This window comes from Actinoplanes sp. NPDC051411, from assembly GCF_040682075.1.
Lineage (GTDB): Bacteria > Actinomycetota > Actinomycetes > Mycobacteriales > Micromonosporaceae > Actinoplanes.
Window position 1 is genome coordinate 15073 of record NZ_JBFBAD010000105.1, and the last position, 18809, is coordinate 33881.

An 18809-nucleotide genomic window follows, 5' to 3' on the forward strand; every position below is an offset into this window, starting at 1 on the left:
CCCCGGCATGCGGCATCATTAAGGCTCTCTTTAACCGGTCGGGAGTTCACGGGTGATCACCAAGCACAGCGGGCCGCAACCGGCGGACTTCGCCGACGTCCGCGCGACGAACCTCGCGGTCGTGCTGCGGCACCTGCGGCTCAACGCGCCCTGCTCACGGGCCGACATCGCGGCCACCACCGGGCTCAACAAGGCCACCGTCTCCAGCCTCGTCACCGACCTCATCGAACGCCGCCTGGTGCGCGAGATCGGCACGACCGAGAACCGCATCGGCCGCCCGGCGACCATGCTCGTGCTCGACGGCTCGCCGTACGCGGCGATCGGCCTCGAGGTCAACGCCGACTACCTGACCGCGGTCGCCCTCGACCTGGCCGGCGAACGCCTGCTGTCCTGGCGCCGCTCGTTCACCGGCACCACGTCCAGCCCCGGCCAGGCGATCGCCTCCCTGGCCGCCCTGGCCAAGCGGGCGGTCGGCAAAATGGCCCGCGAGGAACGCCGCGTCCTCGGCCTCACCGTCGGCGTCCCCGGCCTGGTCGACCCCGACGGCGTCGTCTCGCTGGCTCCGAACATCGGCTGGCAGCGGGTCGACCTGCGCAAGTCGCTGCTGAGCGCCCTCAACGACCCGGTCTATCCCCTGCTCGTCGAGAACGACGCCAACCTGGCCGTCATGGCCGAACAACGCTTCGGCGGCCACGGCGTCGCCAACCTCGTCGCGCTCACCGGCAACGCCGGCATCGGGGCGGGCATCGTCGCCGACGGCCGGCTGCTGCGGGGCGGCCGGGGCTTCGCGGGCGAATTCGGCCACCTTCCGCTGGCCGCCGACGGCCCACCCTGCGCCTGCGGCCGGCGCGGCTGCCTGGAATCCCTGGCCGGCCTGGGTGCGATCATCAAGCGGGCACTGCCGGATGCCGAGGGCACCGAGTTCGGCCCCCACGTCGACGAGATCCACCGCCTGGCCAAGGCCGCCGACCAGCGGGTCCTCGACGCGCTGGCGGTCACCGGACAGCACCTCGGCCACGGCATCTCGCTGGTCGCCAACCTGCTCAACCCGTCGGTGGTCACGCTCGGCGGCTACTTCACCGTCCTGGCACCCTGGCTGATCCCGGACGCCTCACGCGAACTGCTGGCCCGCTCGGTCGCCGCCGACGCCGGCGGCACCCGCATCGTGGCCTCGGCCCTCGACGTGAGCGCGGCCGCCGCGGGCGGCGCCTCCCGCGTCCTCGACGCGATCGACGAGGGCGTCCTCCCGACCCCGTGAACCCGAGGCGTTGTAAGCGTTCTTCGCGGCGACGACGGCCGCCTGAACATGTTCGGGCCCGACGCCGTGAACGTTCAGCGGCGGATGCAGTCGCCGGACAAGCTCGGCCTCGACGGCCGCCGGCTCCGCGTCCTCGGCCCAGGTCAGGCGCAGGTGCGCATGCATCCACGCGGTCAGCCGAGCCTCGTCCTCACCAACCAGGACAACCCGATCGGTCCAGGTCGTCCGGTAGCCCTCGGACACGAGAAGCCCGGCCAGCGTACGGCGCAGCGTCGAACTACCCGAACGCCTCAGATGATTACGCAGAATCCGTCCGCGCAGGCTGGTCGCCCGCCCGAGATACAGCAGCCGCAGCGCCGGCACGTTCCCGTTCGGCGGCCCCGGCAGGTCAGGAAAGACGGAAGGAGCAGCCCACCAGGCGTAGACACCGCTGCCACGGCTGAGCCTCTTGACGGCGACGTCGAGCCCGAGTGGCACACCGGACAACAGCCGCAGGGCCTCCTCGGTGCGGGCGAGGTCATCGGGTCGCACTTCGGGACTGGTCATCGCGACCATGCTAGACGGCCAGGATGGCCGCGGGGGCACCGCCGCGCTCCCATCAGCGACCACCGATATGGCCGCGTCATATTCGATGATCCATTTGCCATGAACGACACGCCGGTGGGGCTGACATTTCCCGATCCGGGTGCGGGAAACAGCTTATGCCGCAGCTCGAGTTCTTCTCCCGCTCACAAGTGGCGTCCTGGCGCGACCCGACCGCGTCGCGCAATTATTCGCCCGAGGCCAAGCAGTTTCGTCGGGAGCACGAGCGGCATCGTGAATGGGGTTTACGGAAGCGTCATGGCCGCCGAACGATGAACCTGCGCCTCTACGGTGACGTCGCCCCGCCGGACGACCGCACCAGCAACTGCCGGGCGCCCGAGCCCTCGGCCCCGCGGCCCAACCGGCCGACACCGAGCAGCCGCCGGTCCAGGCGACGAGCGGGGACGTTTCCCGGGGTCGGGGGCTCGGCGGCGGCGGTGATGGCGAGCGCGATCCGGCCGCTGTGTCCTCTCCTGCCGGAACCCCCGCGCCTCCCGACCAGACCGCACTTGCTGACCAGACCGCATCCGCCAGCCAAACCATGTCCGTCGACCAGACCGCATCCGCCAGCCACACCACGCCGCCAGCCACACCACGCCGCCAGCCACACCACACCCGCCGGCCACACCACGTCTGCCAGCCACACCACGTCTGCCAGCCAGGCCACGTCTGCCAGCCACACCACGCCGCCGGCCGGACCACACCCGCCGGTCGGGCTACATCCGCTGGCCGAGCCGGTCCGGCTGATCGGGCCGAGCGCCGCGAGCGAGCAGATGGGGCAGCACCCAGCCAAGCCGCTCAGGGCGGCACGGGCGACCGCTGCCGGCGTACAGAACGCGCAACGCCTTGGATCGGGTGGCTCCGCCGATCCGGCCCGCCTCGCCGATCAGGTCAGGCACTTCGTCCCGGTCGGCCATGCCGGCTCGGCCGAGCGATCCCATCGGCGCCTACCCGCTACGGGGCGCCACCTCCGGCCCCAGCGGCCCGGCAGCCCTCGAGCACCGGCCGCCCTGGCACCGCCACCGACCGGGGGAGCACCGCCGCACCCCCGGGCAGCACCACCCACTCCTGGAGCACCGATCGCCGTGGCAGACCGCCCGCCCCACGAGCACCACCCACCCAGACACGTCACCCGCCCAGGACCATCGGCCGCCATCCAGGAGCACCGGTAGCCCTCGCAGACCGCCCCCGGAACGTCACCACCACCCGCTCGGAAACGATCGGGGATCACCCGCGGCCGGGTGGCGGATTGACCGTGATCCAGACCGCAACGATTGCCGAATGCGCAGTGCAGCGCCTTCAGAAAGCGTCGAGACAATGATTCTTCATCTGGTCCGAGAAAATGCCGAGACTTTTCATCAAGGAGCCACGATCGGCAACCAGGCGAGTGTCGACGGTGGGTGCTCAATTTTAAATCTTGCTCCACTAATAACTTTCAGGCGGCCGCTGACGCAACCTCCATCGGCAGATCTTTTCGGTCTCGTCTTGGGAAGCTTCGTTCACGCCGATACCGACTCGAAGCCGGCCAGCCGCCCGGACCGCCATGTTTCTCCGGCGCCGGCAATCGAGCCGGGCTAGGGCGATGGTGAAGCCGGCCGGGCCGGCACCCAGTCGAGGTTCTCGCGCAAGAGGGTGAAGCCCGCCGAGCGGTAGAGCGCCACCGCCCCCACGTTGTCGGCCGGGGTCACGACGGCGACCGCGCTCGCGCCCCGGTCGACGAGAGCCGCGCAGGCTCCCCACACGGCGTCGCGCCCGTAGCCGTGGCCGCGGTGGTCGGGGTGGGTGCCGACCGGTTCCAGCAGCCCACACCGGCCGGCGCCCGCGAACCAGCCGGTCGCGGCGGCCGCCGGCTCGCCCGATGGCGTACGCACGAGCACGTCGACCGCCCGGTCGCCCGCGGGTGACCGTTTCATCGTGTGCCAGCGTTCGACCGAGAAGGTCGAGTTTTTGAAGGACGCCCGCTGCACCAGCACCCGGTCGGCCGCCGTGGCCGCACCGACCGGTTCGGCGCGGGTCGACACCGTACGCGGGTTCCACGACAGGACGGCCCACGGCTCGCCCGGGTCGGGTTGCCAGCCGGGCAATGCCAGGCCGTCGGAGCGGTCGCCGGCCGAGCCGAGCAGCTCCGCCGCGTCGGCCGCGACCGCACCGGCGTCGGTGCCGGGCGCGACGGTCACGCGAATCATCCCGCTGTCGAGGAACCCGGCCGCCACCGGCGCCCCGTCGTCGGTCCACAGGAGGGCGGTCGCGTCGTCGAACCGGAAGTGCCAGCCCAGGTCTCCGGGGTGCACGCCGCCGCCGGGCGCGTCCGCCGGCGTCCATTCGCTCAACGCCTGCAGCGCCGGGCCGGCCTCGGCCGACTTCAGATGGTGCCGCACCACAGAGGCCATGGACGGCACCTTAGCGAGCGCATCGCGACGTCGCGAAGGCATTACGACCCGGCGGGAAGCCGACGCGAGCCGGAGATCGGGGTAACGCTCAGCGAGCCGGCAAGACGGGCGGGACAAGCACGGTAGTTGACACCGCAGGGGGCTCCACCAGCTGCAGGCCTGCTTCGAGTGAGGCGCGTTTGTTGTCACCGATGAGGCAAGTGGCGATAGCGTTCCGGGCGTGCGTCTACCGTTCTCACTGGGTAGTTCTGCTGGCCAGGTCAGCATCACCGTTGACGCAACCCGCAACCCCGACGAACTGGGGGCGGCGCCGGGAGCGCTGGGCTTAGCCCATTGCCACGCGATCGTCGACTACGCCGGCCGGGGATATGCGGGCCTGCTGGGCTGGATCCAGCTTGTTCGCTCGACGGACAACAGCAGCGCCGGGGAACGGTTCGAGATGGACCCGCTCATGTTCCTCGGCGAGGTGTCCCACCCGTTCGCGTTCTTCGGCATCACCCCGACGTTGTTCGACGCCCCGTCTCGTCGTAGCCGAGCGGACCTCGACTGGCTGGCTCACAGCTTCCTCTGCCACATCAAAGAGTTCGACGAGGACGTCCGGATCGTCCAGGCGATCACGGGGTTCAGCTGGGGATTCGGCATTGTGGGTGGCCAAGCGACGGTTGAACCCGCACGCGCCCTGCAGGCCGCCGACTGGAACCAACATCTGGACCTTCTCCATGAGCGACACCCAGGCTGGCGATTCCTCAACGGATTCGCGGCGACGTAGGCGTCTCGTGTGCATGTCCTCCAGCGCCGGGCACCGGATCCGCCGCGGCGGCCGCCCGGTGTGTCCCGGAACCATTCGCTGAGCACGTGGCTGTCGCACGCCGGCCGGGACGACAGCACCCCCGGCCCCAGACCTTGACTCCCCTCGATGCCCTGCGGTAGACACGTCGTCAATTCGCCAATCGAAGCGCTTCGATCAGCCGGGCCGATTCTCCACCGATAACGCCCGGCTATGACGGGACGGTCGTTGAAGCGCTTCGACAATCGCCCCGACGGAGTGACCGCAGTGAACGACACGAGATTCCGCGATCCCGGCGTGCCAGTCACCGAGCGCGTCGCGGACCTGCTGGCCCGCCTCACCCTCCCCGAGAAGATCGCGATGCTGCACCAGCACCAGCCCGCGATCGACCGCCTCGGCGTCGCCGCCTTCACCACCGGCACCGAGGTCCTGCACGGGCTCGCCTGGCTCGGTGAGGCCACCGTCTTCCCGCAGGCCATCGGCCTGGCGAGCACCTGGAACCTGGACCTGATCGGCAGGGTCGGCGCCGCGACCGGCGACGAGGTCCGCGGCCTGCACCAGAAGGACCCGTCGCGCTGCGGCCTCAACGTCTGGGCGCCGGTGGTCAACCTGCTCCGCGACCCCCGCTGGGGGCGCAACGAGGAGGGGTACGCCGAGGACCCGCTGCTCACCGGGCTGGCCGGGAACGCGTACGCGAAAGGGCTGGCCGGTGACCATCCGCAGGTGCTGCGGACGGCCCCGACGCTGAAGCATTTCCTCGGCTACAACAATGAGACCGACCGGTGCACCACGTCGAGCAATCTAAGCCCGCGGGTGCTGCGCGAATACGAGTTGCCCGCCTTCCGCATCCCGATCGAGAACGGCACCGCGGTCGCGGTCATGGCCTCCTACAACCTGGTCAACGGCCGCCCGGCGCACGTCTCCCCCTACATCGCCGACGAGCTGCGGACCTGGAATCCCGACGTCTTCGTAGTGTCGGACGCCTATGCCCCGAGCAATCTCGCCGACCCGATGCAGCAGGCCTTTTTCGCCGATCACGCCGAGAGTCACGCCGCCGCGCTGCGCGCCGGCATCGACAGTTTCACCGACCTCGACGACCGTTCCGAGGTGACGATCGAGCGCATCACCGAGGCTTTGCGACGCGGCCTCATCGACGAGGAGGACATCGACGGCGCCATTCGGCGCGCGATTTCCGTACGGGTACGACTCGGCGAGTTCGATCCGGCGAACCCGTACGACCACGTCACCAGCGACGTCATCAATTCCCCCGAGCACCAGGAACTGGCCCGCGAGGCGGCGCGCGAATCGGTCGTGCTGCTCAAGTCGGAATGCTGTCTGCTCCCGCTCGACCCGAAACGACAGCACACGATCGCGGTCGTCGGGACGCACGCCGCCACCAACTTCACCGACTGGTACAGCGGCTCCCTCCCGTACGCGATAACGGCGCGTGACGGAATCGCCGAGGTCTTCGGCCGGGACCGGGTTCTGCACGCCGAAGGCGTGGACCGGATCGGGCTGCGCCTCGGCGACCGCTACCTGGCGGCCGACGCCGACGGGCTGCGGCTGGCCGACGAGCGCGCCGCCTTCGACGTCTTCGACTGGGGAAACGGGGTCGTGACCCTGCGCTCGACGGTCAACGGCATGTTCCTGCGCAGTCACGACGGCCGCGTGCACGCCGCGTCGACCGGTCCCTCGGAGTGGACGGTTCGCGAGATGTTCCGGCTCGACACCCGCCCGGACGGCACGGTCGCGCTGCGCACGCACAGCTCCCCCGGCAACCCGGATCTCGGCGCGGTGACCGCCCAACTGGATCTCGGCCCGCGCGCGGCCCGGTTCACGGTGGAGAAACTGGTCGACGGCGCGGCCGACGCCGCCGATCTGGCCGCCTCGGCCGACGCGGTGATCGTGGTGACCGGCAACCACCCGCTGATCAACGGCCGGGAGACCGAGGACCGGTCCGACCTCAAGCTGCCGCCGGCCGCCGAGCGCCTGGTCCGGGAGGTCTTCGCGGCCAACCGCAACGTCGCGTTGGTGCTGGTCAGCAGCTATCCCTACGCGGTCGGGTGGGCCGACGAGCACCTACCGGCGGTCCTCTGGACGTCGCACGCCGGCCAGGAGCTCGGGCACGCGCTGACCGACGTGCTGACCGGTGCCGCCGACCCGGGCGGGCGGCTGACCCAGACCTGGTACCGCAGCGCGACCGAGCTGCCCGACCTGCTCGACTACGACATCATCGCCAACGACGCGACCTACCTGTACTACCGCGGCACGCCGCTCTACCCGTTCGGCCACGGGCTCTCGTACACGAGCTTCGACTACTCCACGCTCGACATCTCGCACCCGTCGGCCGCGCCGGGTGACACGGTGACGGTCACCGTCTGGGTCACCAACACCGGCAAGCGCACGGGCAGTGAGGTCGTCCAGCTGTACACCCACCAACAGCTGTCGCGGGTGAAGCAGCCGCTGCGGCAGCTGCGCGGCTTCGAGAAGGTGACGCTGCGCCCGGGCGAGTCACGGCTGGTCAGCTTCGCCCTGAAGGTCGACGACCTGCGCTTCTGGGACATCACCTCGGACCGCTTCGTCGTCGAGACCGCCCGCCACAAGATCATGGTCGGCCGCTCCTCGAGCGATATCCGCCTCACCGGCACGCTGCCGGTCCGCGGCACGCGAATCGGCCCGCGGCGGGCGCTTTCGCGCCCGCTGGCGGCCGTCGATCACGACGAATACTCCGGCATCGCGGTGGTCGCGGCCCCCGATTCCGTACGCGGTGAAGCCGTCCGAGCCACCGAGGACGGAGCGTGGTGCTGCCTGTCCGGCATCGACCTGACCGGTGTGACGACGGTCGACGTCGAGGGCGACGGGCCGGCGGTGACACTCCGGCTCGACGACCCGTACGCGGGACCGTCGTTCCCCGCCGCCTCGCCGGCCGACGGCGTGCACGACCTCTATCTGGTCATGGACGCCGGCTCGCGGGTCACCACCCTCACCTTCCGGTCGTGACCTCGGGACCCCGGCCCGCCCGCCGGTCCCGCCCGGTGACCATCGCGGACGTCGCCCGGCACGCCGGGGTCTCGATGAGCACGGTCTCCTACGTGCTCAGCGGCAAACGCGCGATCTCGGCCGGCACCCGTTCGCGGGTGCTGGCCAGCGTGCGCGAACTCGGCTACCAGCCCCACGCCGGCGCCCGCGCCCTGGCCAGCCACCGGACCCGGATGCTGGCGCTGGCGCTCCCGTTGCGGGCCGAGGCGGACCAGCCGGTGGTCCTGCACTTCGCGGCCGCAGTGGTGGCCGCGGCCCGCGAGGCGGGGCACGACGTGCTGTTGCTGCCTCTCGACGAGGGCCCGGACGGACTCCACCGGATAGCCGCCAGCGCCATGGTCGACGGCCTGATCCTGCTGCTGCCACCCTCCGATCCTGGATCGCCCTCCGACGCGAGGCCGCCCGTCAGCCCTGAGCCGCCCGCCAGCCCTGAGCCCCCGCCCTCCAGCCCTGAGCCGCCCGCCAGTCCAGAGCCCCCGCCCTCCAGCCCAGAGCCCCCGTCCCCCGGCGCGGGGCTGTATGCCTCGGAGATCGGGCTGCCGAGCGTCCTGGTCCGGTTGCCGGCCACTCCGGGTCGCGCCGAGACAGAGGGCCGCCGCGCGATCCGCCTCCTCCTCGACCGGCCGGTCTGATCCCGCCGGCGGCAGACATCGACGCTCATCGTTTGAATTAGTTTGTCGTACCGACTAACATAAGCGGCGCGCTCCACCCCCACACCCGGGAGGTAAGCATGATTCGCCCGCTCCGACTCGTCGCGGCACTGCTCCTGGCCGTCCCCGCCGTGTTCATCGCCGGGCCCGCCCAGGCCGCCGTCTGGGGCTCGTCCGACCAGTGGGCCACCTGGTCCAACGGCGGCTACACGCTCTACAACGACGTCTGGGGTTCGGGCGCCGGGCCGCAGTCGATCTGGGCCAACTCCTACCGCAACTGGGGCGTCTGGGCCAACCACCCGAACACCGGCGGCGTGAAGTCGTACGCGAATGCCACGCGCTACATCGGCAAGAAGGTCAGCGCCCTCGGCACCACCACGAGCAGCTTCAACGTGACCGTGCCGACGAGCGGGGTGGCGTTCGAGACGGCGTACGACATCTGGTCGTCCGACAACGCCTACGAGATCATGCTGTGGATGAACCGGTACGGCGCGGTCGGTCCGATCGGCAGCCAGCAGACGTCGGCGTCGGTCGGCGGCCACTCGTGGGCGGTCTATCGCGGCTCCAACGGCTCGAACCAGGTCTTCTCGTTCGTCCGCACCGGCAACACCAGCTCGGGCACCGTCGACATCCGCGCGATCGTCCAGTGGCTGCGCTCCCAGGGCTGGTTCGGCGACGTCACGATCGGCAACGTCCAATTCGGTTACGAGATCACGTCGTCCTCGGGCGGCAAGGACTTCGTGACCAACTCATTCTCGGTCACGGGCTGACCGACCCGGCCCCCGCGGCCACACCCGGGAGCGCCGGGTCGCGGGGGCCGCCCCTATTGCCCTTTTCACGGTGTACGTCCATAATGTTCCTCACCCCGGTGTTGGTCAGAACAAGATTGGGGTGAGTCCGGTGAACACCACGACCCGGATGCTGTGGCTGGCCCTCATGCTCCTCTTCGGCCTGCTCGTCGGCGCGGCCGCCGGCCTCCTCGACTGGGCCGCGGGCACCAACCCGTTCCTGGCCGTCGAGCACGCGGCCGCCGGCTTTGCCGGGGTCCTCGCTCTGCTGCTGGCTGTCTACTACTTCGTGACCCGCTGATCCAGCGCTTCCTTGATGTCGGCGTAGACGTCGTCGGGCGGCTGGTTGCCGTTGACCGGCAGCAGAATGCCGCGCTCCCGGAAGTATTCGATCAGCGGGTAGGTCTCGGCGCAGTAGACGGCGAGCCGGTGCTGAATGACCTCGAGCGTGTCGTCGGCCCGGCCCTGCTGCTGCGCCCGGTCGAGCATCCGCCGCACGAGTACGTCGTCGGGCACGTCGAGCGACACCACCGCGTCGAGCTTCAGGTGCCGGTCGATGCCGATCTCGCGGTAGGCCCTCTCGGCCTGCGCCAGCGTGCGGGGGAACCCGTCGGCGATGAACCCGCCGGTCTTCGCCACCGCCCGCTCCATGATCGGGACCAGGAGCTTGAACAGCACGTCGTCGGGCACCAGATCGCCGCGCGCGACATAGCCGGCCAGCCGCGTGTCGCCGGCGATCGCCGCGCGCAGCACGTCGCCCGACGAGATGTGCACGACCCCGTAGTCGTCGGCGAGCCGCACCCCGTGCGTCCCCTTGCCGCTTCCCGGCGGCCCCAACATGAGCAGTCGCATGCGATCCTCCCGCGTCCGGTGGTGATCACTTAACCACCCGGCCCGCCCGGAACTTCCACGCGGTGATGTCGCGGCCCAAATTGTTGGTGAACGTCACCCGGTCAGGCCCGGCCGCTCAGCGCCGGTGGACGACCGCCAGGCCGCCCTTGGCCGGGGCGATCGCGATGCCCCGGTTGTGCGGCTTCTCGGCCGGCTCCGAGGTCGGCTCGAGCGCGAAGTCGCGCAGCATCGTGCGGAGGACCACGTTCATCTCCATCGTGGCGAAGGCGGCGCCGATGCAGCGTCGCACCCCTCCCCCGAACGGAATCCAGCCGTACGTGTCCGGCCGCGCGCCCACGAACCGGTCCGGATCGAAGGCCGCGGCGTTGGGGAACAGCTCCTCGGCGTCGTGCAGCAGCGAGATCGAGGCGGTCACCACCATGCCGCGCGGGATGCGCCAGCGGCCGATCTCGACGAACGGCGCGCGGACCTGCCGGGACGTCATCTCGATGACCGGTCGGGTGCGCTGGACCTCGATCAGCGTCGCCTCGCGGAGCGCGGCGTCACCGGCCGCCAGCCGGGCCAGCAGCGCCGGGTGGCGCCGGATGCGCTCCACGGTCCAGGCCAGCGTCGTCGCCGTGGTCTCGTGGCCGGCCGACAGCAGGGTCAGCAGCTGGTCGGCGATCTGGGCGCGGCTCATCTCGGTGCCGTCGTCGTAGCGCGACTGCAGCAGCATCGCCAGCACGTCGTCGCGGTCGTCGAGGGCCGGCCGGGCCCGGTCGATCAGGCGGTCGATGACCGCGTCGTAGCGCGCCCGGTAGCGCCGGAACCGCGCCCACGGCCCGCGGTCGCCCAGGAAGCGTCGCGAGACCGGCAACACGGCCAGGATAGAGCCGAGCTTGACCATGGGCGGCAGCAGCGCGCGCAACTCGTCGAGTTCGGCGCCTTCGGCACCGAAAACCGTGCCCAGGATGGCGTTCAGCGTGATGCGCATGGTCGACGGCATGACCGGGAAAGGGCGGCCTGTCGGCCACGACGCCATCTCACGCTCGGCGGCTTGCTCGATCAAATTCTCGTACGCCCGCAGCCGCCGGCCGTGAAACGGCGGCGTCAGCAGTCGCCGTTGTTTCTTGTGCTCCTCGCCGGTGATCGCGAACAGCGACGCGGGGCCGAGCACCCGGCCGAGGTTGACGTCGGGGGTGTCGGCGTCGTCCGGCGAGAGCAGGAACATCTGCTTGACCTCGGCCGGGTCGGCGAGCATCACCATGCGGCCCATGTTGAGCGTGCCGATGGTGAAGGCCGACCCGTAACGCCGGCGCGCCTTGCGCATGGCCCGGTTGCGGTTGAGCGCGAAGGGCACCGCCTGCAGCAGACGGGGGCCCGACGGACCGTCGGGCAGGATCGCTTCTTCCGGCACGGTCACCGCGGTCACGGCTACCTCCCAGCTGGTACGTCCTCGTACCAGCTGACGGTACGCTGGCGTACCGAACGAGCACAAGGACTAATCTCCTGGGGGTGACGACTACCGACCTGGCGGCCGGGTTCCGCCGCCGCCTGCTCGACGGGCTGGCCGCCGCGATCCGCCACGGTGGCTACGCGGAGACGACGGTGGCCGACATCGTCCGCGAGGCCCACACCTCCCGGCGCACGTTCTACGCCCACTTCGCCGACCGCCAGGAGTGCCTGATGGCGCTGCTGCACGAGTCGAACCAGAAGACGATCGCCCGCATCGACCGGGCGGTCGACCCGCACGTGCCCTGGGAGACCCAGGTCCACCAGGCCATCGAGGCGTGGATCGCCGCCGTACAGGCCGACCCGCCGATCACCCTGGCCTGGATCCGCGAGGTGCCGGCCCTGGGCACCAGCGCCCGCCGCCTCCAGCGCGAAACCATGGACGCCTTCGTCGTCCTGATCCGGCGCCTCACGGACACCCCCGAGCTGCGTGCGGCCGGCGTCCTCCCCCCGACCCAGCAGACCGCGATCGTGCTGCTGGGCGGCCTCCGCGAGCTGATCGCCACCACGGTCGAGGACAACGCCGACATCGACGGCCTGACCCAGGCCGCCGTCCACGCCACCAAGCTGCTGCTGGGGCCACGAAGCTGAGTCGGGCTTCCGACGGCGGTCCTGCGGCCGCCCGCTCCGGCGCATGCTGAACGCATGCCCGACGACGGCATGAAGGCGGTCTCGGCTGCCACTTATGCGGCCACCGCCGATCACTTCGACGACGCGGCGCTTTCGTTCTGGGACCGGTACGGCCGCGAGACCGTCACCCGAACGGGTCTGCGACCGGGAGCTCACGTCCTCGACGCCTGCGGCGGCACCGGCGCCTCCGCGCTCCCCGCCGCCCGCGCGGTCGGGCCGGCCGGCCACGTCCTCGGTGTCGACCTCGCCGAGCCGGCGCTCGCCCGGGCCCGGGCCAAGGCGCGGGCCGCCGACCTCGGCAACGTCGAATTCCGGTGTGCCGACGCCGAGCACACCGGCCTGCCCTCGGCGTCGTTCGACGCGGTCGTCTGCGTCTTCGGCGTGTTCTTCGTGCCCGACATCACGGCCGCGATCGCCGAGTTGTGGCGCCTGGTACGCCCGGGCGGCACCCTGGCGATCACGGTCTGGGGGCCGGACTTCCTCGAACCGGCGACCACCGCGTTCTGGGCCGCTGTCGGCGTCGAGCGCCCGGACCTGGTCGGCGCCTTCCACCCGTGGACCCGCGTCACCGACCCGGCGGCGCTGTCGCGGCTCTTCGAGCAGGCCGGCGCCTCCGCCCCGGCCGTCGAGGCGGAGCCGGGTACGCACCCGCTGGCCCGGCCGGACGACTGGTGGACGATCGTGCTCGGCACGGGTTACCGGGCCACCGTCGAGCAACTCGAGGCGGCCGCCGCGCGACGGGTGCGGACGGCGAGCGTCACGTGGTTACGTCAGCACGCGATCCGGGAGTTGCGAACCAACGTCATCTACGCCCGGGCGCGGCAGAACTCCTAGGTCGGTGCCGGCCCGGTGGTCGCCGGTCCTCCGCGTCTCCTCGGCCGGCTCGAGCAGCGCGGCGACCCGGTCCGCGCACCCGGGAATCAAGCAGAACGTCGATCTAAGTACACGAGAGTGTTCATCTCGTACCTGATCGTTACGGCATGCCCCACTTCCTGAACGCGATCGCCGCGAGTCCCTGGGTCCTGGCCATCGTGTTCCTGGTCGCCGGGCTCGACGCGATCCTGCCGTTCATGCCGAGCGAGTCGACCGTCGTCGCCTGCGGCGTCGCCGCGGCGAACACCGGGCGGCCGGTTCTCTCCCTGTTGATCGTCGTTTCGGCCGCCGGGGCGTACGCGGGCGACCAGGTCTCGTTCCGCATCGGCCGTCGCGGCCTCGCCCGGCCCGCGCGCCTGAGCCACCACCGGGCGCGCGCGGTGCACGACTGGGTGCACCGCCTGCTGCACAGCCAGGGCGGCCTGGTGATCGTCTTCGCCCGGTACATGCCCGGTGCCCGGTCGGCGACCGCGCTCGCGGCGGGGATGGTCGGCTACTCCGCGGTGCGGTTCCACTGGTACACCGCGATCGGGGTCCTGCTCTGGGCCACCGAGGCGGCCGTGCTCGGCTACGTCGGTGGCGCGCTCTTCGAGAACCGTCCGGTGCTCGGGTTCCTGCTCGGCCTGGCCGGGGCTCTGGTCATCACCGGCGCGGCCGTCATGATCGGCCGGTCGACCCGCTCCCCTCGCTCCACTGAGGAAGTATCGTCCTGACGGCCGGTGTACGACCGGTTTCCGCCCCGGCATGATCTCTATCCGTGCGCGAGACCACGCGGGTAGCGATCATCGGAGCCGGCCCGGCCGGCCTGACCCTGGCCCTTCTGTTGCGGCGCAACGGAATCGACTGCGTGGTGCTGGAGCGCCGCGACCGGTCGTACGTGGAGCAGCGTCAGCGCGCCGGCGTCCTCGACCACTACGCGACCCGCATCTTCGAGCGAGCGGGCCTGGCCGGCGAGATCCTGACCGGCGCGCCCCTGGAGACCCTGCTGGAGCTCCGGTGGGACGGCGCGCCCCACTTCCTCGACGTGCCGTCGCTGTCCGGCGGGCGGCCCAGCCGCATCGTCCCGCAGCAGCTGCTGGTCCGGCGCCTCCTGGCCGCGGTCGGCGACGTGCGGTTCGAGGCGACCGGCGTGGCCCTGGACGACCTGGCGTCCTCCCGGCCGCGAGTCACCTACACCGATCCGGACGGAAGTTCGCACGAGCTCGCCTGCTCCTACATCGCCGGCTGCGACGGCTTCCACGGGGTGAGCCGCGGAAGCATCCCGCCGTCGGAGCTGACGATCTACGAGTTCGACCACCGCATCGGCTGGTACACGATGCTGGCCGACGCCCCGCCGCCGCGCTACCCGCTGATGGCGGTCAGCGAACACGGCTACGCCGCCCAGTTCGCCCGCGGCCGCGAGGCCAGCCGCTTCTATCTGCAGTACCGTCCGGGTTCCGAGGACCCGTTCGCCTGGCCCGACGACTACGCCTGGGACCAGTTGCGCCTGCGCCTGGGTGACCCGGCGCTGGCGACCGGCCCGTTCACCGACCGCGAGATCGTCGAGATGCGCAGCTTCGTCGCCGAGCCGATGGCCTACGGCCGGCTGTTCCTGGCCGGCGACGCCGCCCACATCATCACCCCGATGGGCGCCAAGGGCATGAACCTGGCCCTCTCCGACGCCGCCACCCTGGCCGAGGCCCTGATCGCCGACTCGCCGGAGAAGCTGGCCGCCTATTCGGACGCCTGCCTGGCCCGCACCTGGGACGCCCAGGAGTTCTCCCGCTGGTTCACCGAGATGGTCCACGACGGCGGTATCGCCGACCCGTTCCGCCGCAAGCTGGCCCGCGCCCGTTTCGAGCGCCTTTTCCGCTCGCCTCCGGCCGCGGCGGCCTTCGCCGACCTGATGTCGGGGACCGACCACTAACCTTTGGCGGCATGGCAGATGCGGTGGTCCTTCCCGGCGGCGCCTTCGGGCCCGCTGCCGGCATGCTCTGGTACGCGGGCACGGTGGCCGAACGCCGCGGCGCCTCGGTGCACTGGCACTGGTGGTCCCGGCCGCCGGTCGATCCCGTCGCCGACTGGATCGCCGATGAGACCGCGGCCCTGCTCTCCGGCCGCCCGCTGCTGATCGGCAAGTCCCTGGGCACGAACGCCGCCCACCTGGCCGCCGACCACGACCTCCCGGCGGTCTGGCTGACCCCGCTCCTGACCGACCACTACGTGGTGGACGGCCTGGCCCGCGCGACGGCCCCGCGCCTGCTGGTCGGCGGCACCAGCGACCCGCTCTGGGACAGCGCCCAGGCCCGCCGCCTGTCCCCGCACGTGCTGGAGATCCCGGCCGCCAACCACGGCCTCCAGGTCCCGGGCCCGGTCAGCGACTCGATAGCCGTCCTGGCCCGCGTCGTGACCGCGATCGACGACTTCCTGGCCGCGATCGCCTGGCCGTAGGAGCCTTCGGCTGGGAGGCCGAGGTCTCGGCCCTCGAACTCGACCAGGGCATCAACACGTGGGGCGCGACCTGGGCGCCGCGTCGCCGATGGCGGTTCCGCTGGCCGAGCTGGTGTCCTTCCTGCACGAGACCGCGCGGCAGTTGGGTCAACAGCCGTGGGACCCGCTGCGGTAGGCGGCGAACGAGCGGCGTTCGCCCTGCCAGGCCTCGCGGGGGGCGACGCGTTCCAGGGCGGCCAGGTCGTCGGGGCCGAGGGCGATGTCGCCGGCGCCCGCGTTCTCGACGACCCGGGTGCGGTTGCGGGAGCCCGGGATCGGGACGACGTCGGGCCCTTGCGCGATCAGCCAGGCCAGCGCCAGCTGGCCGGGCGTCGCCCCGCGTTCACCGGCCAGCCGCTGGAGTTCGGCGACCAGGGCGAGGTTGCGGTCGAGGTTGTCGCCGGCGAAGCGCGAGTCCCCGGCCCGGAAGTCGCCCGCGCCGAACGTGCCGGCCGGCAGCGCGCCGGTCAGCAGGCCCCGGCCGAGCGGGCTGTAGGCGACCACGCCGATGCCGAGCCGCCGGGCGGCCGGGATCACGTCGTCCTCGGGTTCGCGCCACGACAGCGACCACTCGGTCTGCACCGCCGCGATCGGGTGGACCTCGGCGGCCGTTCGTAAGTCGGCCGGCGAGACCTCGGACACGCCCAGGTGGCGCACCAGACCGTCAGCGACCAGCGCGGCCATTGCCCCGACGGTGTCCGCGATGGGCACGTTCGGGTCCGGACGATGCAGGTAGTAGAGGTCGATGACGTCGGTGCCGAGCCGGCGCAGCGACGCCTCGCAGTAGGCCCGGACCCGCGAGGGATGCCCGTCCCGCCGCACCCCGTCGTCGCCTCGGACGATGCCGAACTTCGTGGACAGCACGACCTCGTCGCGCCGGCCGGCCAGCGCCCGGCCGACCAGCGTCTCGTTGTGCCCGTTGCCGTAGCTCATCGCGGTGTCGACCAGCGTTATGCCGGCGTCGAGAGCGCCCCTGACCGCCGCCACCGAGAACGCGTCGTCGGCCGGTCCGTAGGCCTGCGAGAACCCCATGCAGCCGAGCCCGACCGCCGACGTGGTCAGACCGCCCAACTGTTGTGTCTTCATACCGGCCAACGTCCCGCGATCCCGACCATCGGTCCAACAGTCATTTGCGCTGGCATTCATCTCGAACCACGATGAGTCGCATGGAACTGCGGCAGCTGACCTACTTCGAGGCGGTCGCCCGCTGCGGCGGCTTCACCCGGGCGGCCCGGCAGCTGCACGTGGCGCAGTCCGCGGTCTCGGCCCAGATCCGGGCTCTGGAGTCGGAGCTCGGCGTCGCCCTGTTCACCCGCACGACCCGCCGCGTGACGCTGACCGCCGCGGGCGCCCGGTTCCTCGAACGCGCCCGCGCCGCCCTGTCCGAACTCGACACCGCCCGGGGCGAGCTCGCCGAGATGTCGGAGGTGCTGCGGGGCCGGGTCGCGATCGGGGCCACCTCGGTGCTCGGACCATTCGACCTTCCGACCGCGCTCGCCGGCTTCCATGGCCGCTACCCCGGGGTCGCCCTGACGCTGCGCTCCGGCCTGATCGCGGCGCTGCTCGGCCGGCTCGACGCCGGCGAGGTCGATCTCGTGCTCGGCCCGGTCCACGACGACCTTCCGGCCCGCTTCACGGCCCACCCGCTAGCCACCGAATCGGTGGTGCTGGCCCGGCCGCCCGGTGCGCGCCCGGTGGGCACGCTCGACGGCGTACGGGAGGAAGCGTTCGTGTGTCTCTCAGCCGAAAGTGGCCTGCGGGCCATTCTGGACGTTGCCGCGAAGGCGGCGGGGTTCACGCCGCGGGTCCAGTTCGAGACGTCGAGCCCGGCGAGCATCCGCGAGTTGGTGTCGGCCGGGCTCGGCGTCGCGTTGATCGCCCGGTCGGCGGCGGAGCGGGAAGGACCGCCGATTCAGGTCTGCCGGCTCGACCCCTCCCCCGCTCATCCGCCGATCGGCCTGATCCAGCGCCGCGGGCACCGGCTGACCGCGGCCGCGCGAGCGTGTCGCGGCCACCTGATCGAGTCGGCGGCCGGATAGGGGCCGCACCGTCCTGGGCTGGGAGGTCGACAACCTCCGCGACCCCGGTGGCAACACGCCAGGCTCAGAGGTCGGTGCTCGCGCTCAGCGTCCGCCACTGCTCCAGCTCGGCCCGCTGCGCGTCCAGCACCTGCCCGAACGCGCCGAGCGCGTCGTTGCCCAGGATCAGCAGGCCCGGGGCGTCGGGTGAGTTCACCGCCTGGATGATCGCGCCGGCCGCCTTGGCCGGGTCGCCGGGCTGCGTGCCGTGCACCCGGTCGTTCTCCTTGCGGCGCGGGCCGACCGTCTCGTCGTAGTCCGCGATCGACGCGGCCGGACCGGCCAGCGAACGGCCCGCGAAGTCGGTGCGGAACCCGCCCGGCTCGACCGCCATCGCGGTGATGCCGAGCGGCGCCACCTCCTTGCGGAGCGAGGCGGTCAGGCCCTCCAGCGCCGACTTGACCGCCGCGTAGTAGCCCGAGCCGGGCGGCGAGATGCGCGCGCCGATCGACGAGATGTTGACGATCGTGCCGTGGCGCCGCTCCCGCATGCCCGGCAGCACCAGCTTGATCAGGTCGACCGCGCCGAAGAAGTTGGTGGCGAACAGCCGCTCGACGTCCTCCGGGTCGCCCTCCTCGACCGCGGCCCGGTAGCCGTAGCCGGCGTTGTTGACGAGCACGTCCACCCCGCCGAAGCGTTCGGTGGCGGCGTCGACCGCGGCCCGGGTCTGCGCGGGGGCGGTGACGTCGAGCGCCTGGGCCAGCGCGTGCGCCGGATAGGCGGCGGCGAGATCGGCGACCGTGGCCGCGTCGCGGGCGGTGACCACCGCGTTGTCGCCCTCGGCCAGCACAGCGGCGGCGAGGGCCCGGCCCAGGCCGGTGGAGCATCCGGTGATCAGCCACGTAGTCATGCCGCCCACCCTAGGCGCGGCGCGGCCTTCGCCCGGCAGCACCGGGCCGGTTCGCCGGACTCGGCCCGGCGC

At 71.6% G+C, this 18809-nt stretch carries 18 protein-coding genes and 1 pseudogene; 12 read left to right on the forward strand and 7 right to left on the reverse strand.

Annotation, left to right across the window (positions count from 1 at the left end):
* The first annotated feature begins 52 nt into the window (after positions 1 to 52).
* Entirely contained in the window at positions 53 to 1258 is a 1206-nt protein-coding gene (locus AB0M88_RS39630; protein WP_364110997.1) for an ROK family transcriptional regulator, read from the forward strand.
* 75 nt (positions 1259 to 1333) lie between these two features.
* Here AB0M88_RS39630 and AB0M88_RS39635 read toward each other — a convergent pair.
* The 3 genes and pseudogenes from AB0M88_RS39635 to AB0M88_RS39645 form a co-directional block, all read right to left on the reverse strand.
* Positions 1334 to 1813: pseudogene (locus tag AB0M88_RS39635) on the reverse strand (GIY-YIG nuclease family protein); the annotation flags it as partial.
* A gap of 743 nt (positions 1814 to 2556) precedes the next feature.
* Positions 2557 to 2757 (reverse strand): hypothetical protein, encoded by a 201-nt coding sequence (locus AB0M88_RS39640; RefSeq protein ID WP_364110998.1) that lies wholly within the window; start codon positions 2755 to 2757, stop codon positions 2557 to 2559.
* A gap of 657 nt (positions 2758 to 3414) precedes the next feature.
* Positions 3415 to 4230, reverse strand: coding sequence for a GNAT family N-acetyltransferase (locus tag AB0M88_RS39645; protein WP_364110999.1), 816 nt, complete (start codon positions 4228 to 4230; stop codon positions 3415 to 3417).
* Positions 4231 to 4450: 220 nt separating this feature from the next.
* Here AB0M88_RS39645 and AB0M88_RS39650 point away from each other — a divergent pair, with 220 nt between their 5' ends.
* The 5 genes from AB0M88_RS39650 to AB0M88_RS39670 all read left to right on the forward strand — a co-directional run bounded on the left by AB0M88_RS39650 (position 4451) and on the right by AB0M88_RS39670 (position 9795).
* Complete coding sequence (locus AB0M88_RS39650; RefSeq protein ID WP_364111000.1) at positions 4451 to 4999, forward strand: hypothetical protein; 549 nt, start codon at positions 4451 to 4453, stop codon at positions 4997 to 4999.
* 285 nt (positions 5000 to 5284) lie between these two features.
* Positions 5285 to 8017: a glycoside hydrolase family 3 C-terminal domain-containing protein gene (locus tag AB0M88_RS39655; RefSeq protein ID WP_364111001.1), complete on the forward strand. Its 2733-nt coding sequence runs from the start codon at positions 5285 to 5287 to the stop codon at positions 8015 to 8017.
* Positions 8014 to 8688 carry a LacI family DNA-binding transcriptional regulator gene (locus AB0M88_RS39660; protein ID WP_364111002.1) on the forward strand — a complete coding sequence of 225 codons (675 nt, stop codon included), beginning with the start codon at positions 8014 to 8016 and terminating at the stop codon, positions 8686 to 8688. The genes AB0M88_RS39655 and AB0M88_RS39660 overlap by 4 nt, the downstream gene beginning before the upstream one ends.
* 98 nt (positions 8689 to 8786) lie before the next feature.
* Entirely contained in the window at positions 8787 to 9476 is a 690-nt protein-coding gene (locus tag AB0M88_RS39665) for a hypothetical protein (RefSeq protein ID WP_364111003.1), read from the forward strand.
* A gap of 130 nt (positions 9477 to 9606) precedes the next feature.
* Complete coding sequence (locus AB0M88_RS39670) at positions 9607 to 9795, forward strand: hypothetical protein (RefSeq protein ID WP_364111004.1); 189 nt, start codon at positions 9607 to 9609, stop codon at positions 9793 to 9795.
* On the opposite strand, the gene AB0M88_RS39675 is transcribed toward AB0M88_RS39670, so the two are convergent.
* Positions 9777 to 10346 (reverse strand): adenylate kinase, encoded by a 570-nt coding sequence (locus AB0M88_RS39675; protein ID WP_364111005.1) that lies wholly within the window; start codon positions 10344 to 10346, stop codon positions 9777 to 9779. The two genes, AB0M88_RS39670 and AB0M88_RS39675, sit on opposite strands and share 19 nt — an antisense overlap.
* A 115-nt stretch (positions 10347 to 10461) precedes the next feature.
* Positions 10462 to 11757, reverse strand: coding sequence for a cytochrome P450 (locus AB0M88_RS39680; RefSeq protein WP_364111006.1), 1296 nt, complete (start codon positions 11755 to 11757; stop codon positions 10462 to 10464).
* Between the two features lie 83 nt (positions 11758 to 11840).
* Here AB0M88_RS39680 and AB0M88_RS39685 point away from each other — a divergent pair, with 83 nt between their 5' ends.
* The 5 genes from AB0M88_RS39685 (at position 11841) to AB0M88_RS39705 (ending at position 15770) form a co-directional block, all read left to right on the forward strand.
* Positions 11841 to 12428 carry a TetR/AcrR family transcriptional regulator gene (locus AB0M88_RS39685; RefSeq protein WP_364111007.1) on the forward strand — a complete coding sequence of 196 codons (588 nt, stop codon included), beginning with the start codon at positions 11841 to 11843 and terminating at the stop codon, positions 12426 to 12428.
* Positions 12429 to 12482: 54 nt separating this feature from the next.
* Positions 12483 to 13301, forward strand: a complete 819-nt coding sequence (locus tag AB0M88_RS39690; protein WP_364111008.1) for a methyltransferase domain-containing protein — start codon at positions 12483 to 12485, stop codon at positions 13299 to 13301.
* Positions 13302 to 13447: 146 nt separating this feature from the next.
* The gene (locus tag AB0M88_RS39695) at positions 13448 to 14053 is read left to right on the forward strand and encodes a DedA family protein (protein WP_364111009.1); all 606 of its coding nucleotides are present in this window, start codon (positions 13448 to 13450) and stop codon (positions 14051 to 14053) included.
* A gap of 44 nt (positions 14054 to 14097) precedes the next feature.
* Positions 14098 to 15246, forward strand: coding sequence for a 4-hydroxybenzoate 3-monooxygenase (locus AB0M88_RS39700; RefSeq protein WP_364111010.1), 1149 nt, complete (start codon positions 14098 to 14100; stop codon positions 15244 to 15246).
* A gap of 11 nt (positions 15247 to 15257) precedes the next feature.
* Positions 15258 to 15770, forward strand: coding sequence for an alpha/beta hydrolase (locus tag AB0M88_RS39705; RefSeq protein ID WP_364111011.1), 513 nt, complete (start codon positions 15258 to 15260; stop codon positions 15768 to 15770).
* 147 nt (positions 15771 to 15917) lie between these two features.
* Here the strand turns inward: AB0M88_RS39705 and AB0M88_RS39710 are convergent, their stop codons facing one another.
* Entirely contained in the window at positions 15918 to 16895 is a 978-nt protein-coding gene (locus AB0M88_RS39710) for an aldo/keto reductase (protein WP_364111012.1), read from the reverse strand.
* 80 nt (positions 16896 to 16975) lie between these two features.
* On the opposite strand from AB0M88_RS39710, the gene AB0M88_RS39715 reads away from it, so the two are divergent.
* Complete coding sequence (locus AB0M88_RS39715) at positions 16976 to 17848, forward strand: LysR family transcriptional regulator (RefSeq protein ID WP_364111013.1); 873 nt, start codon at positions 16976 to 16978, stop codon at positions 17846 to 17848.
* A 64-nt stretch (positions 17849 to 17912) separates the two neighbouring features.
* Here the strand turns inward: AB0M88_RS39715 and AB0M88_RS39720 are convergent, their stop codons facing one another.
* On the reverse strand, positions 17913 to 18737 hold the full coding sequence (locus tag AB0M88_RS39720) for an oxidoreductase (RefSeq protein WP_364111014.1): 825 nt from the start codon (positions 18735 to 18737) through the stop codon (positions 17913 to 17915).
* Positions 18738 to 18809 lie beyond the last annotated feature (72 nt).

Coding starts and splice junctions, on each gene's coding strand:
- AB0M88_RS39645 (WP_364110999.1), bottom strand. CDS start 4,230: ATGGCCTCTGTGGTGCGGCACCATCTGAAGTCGGCCGAGGCCGGCCCG.
- AB0M88_RS39710 (WP_364111012.1), bottom strand. CDS start 16,895: ATGAAGACACAACAGTTGGGCGGTCTGACCACGTCGGCGGTCGGGCTC.
- AB0M88_RS39675 (WP_364111005.1), bottom strand. CDS start 10,346: ATGCGACTGCTCATGTTGGGGCCGCCGGGAAGCGGCAAGGGGACGCAC.
- AB0M88_RS39715 (WP_364111013.1), top strand. CDS start 16,976: ATGGAACTGCGGCAGCTGACCTACTTCGAGGCGGTCGCCCGCTGCGGC.
- AB0M88_RS39640 (WP_364110998.1), bottom strand. CDS start 2,757: ATGGCCGACCGGGACGAAGTGCCTGACCTGATCGGCGAGGCGGGCCGG.
- AB0M88_RS39690 (WP_364111008.1), top strand. CDS start 12,483: ATGCCCGACGACGGCATGAAGGCGGTCTCGGCTGCCACTTATGCGGCC.
- AB0M88_RS39665 (WP_364111003.1), top strand. CDS start 8,787: ATGATTCGCCCGCTCCGACTCGTCGCGGCACTGCTCCTGGCCGTCCCC.
- AB0M88_RS39720 (WP_364111014.1), bottom strand. CDS start 18,737: ATGACTACGTGGCTGATCACCGGATGCTCCACCGGCCTGGGCCGGGCC.
- AB0M88_RS39705 (WP_364111011.1), top strand. CDS start 15,258: ATGGCAGATGCGGTGGTCCTTCCCGGCGGCGCCTTCGGGCCCGCTGCC.
- AB0M88_RS39695 (WP_364111009.1), top strand. CDS start 13,448: ATGCCCCACTTCCTGAACGCGATCGCCGCGAGTCCCTGGGTCCTGGCC.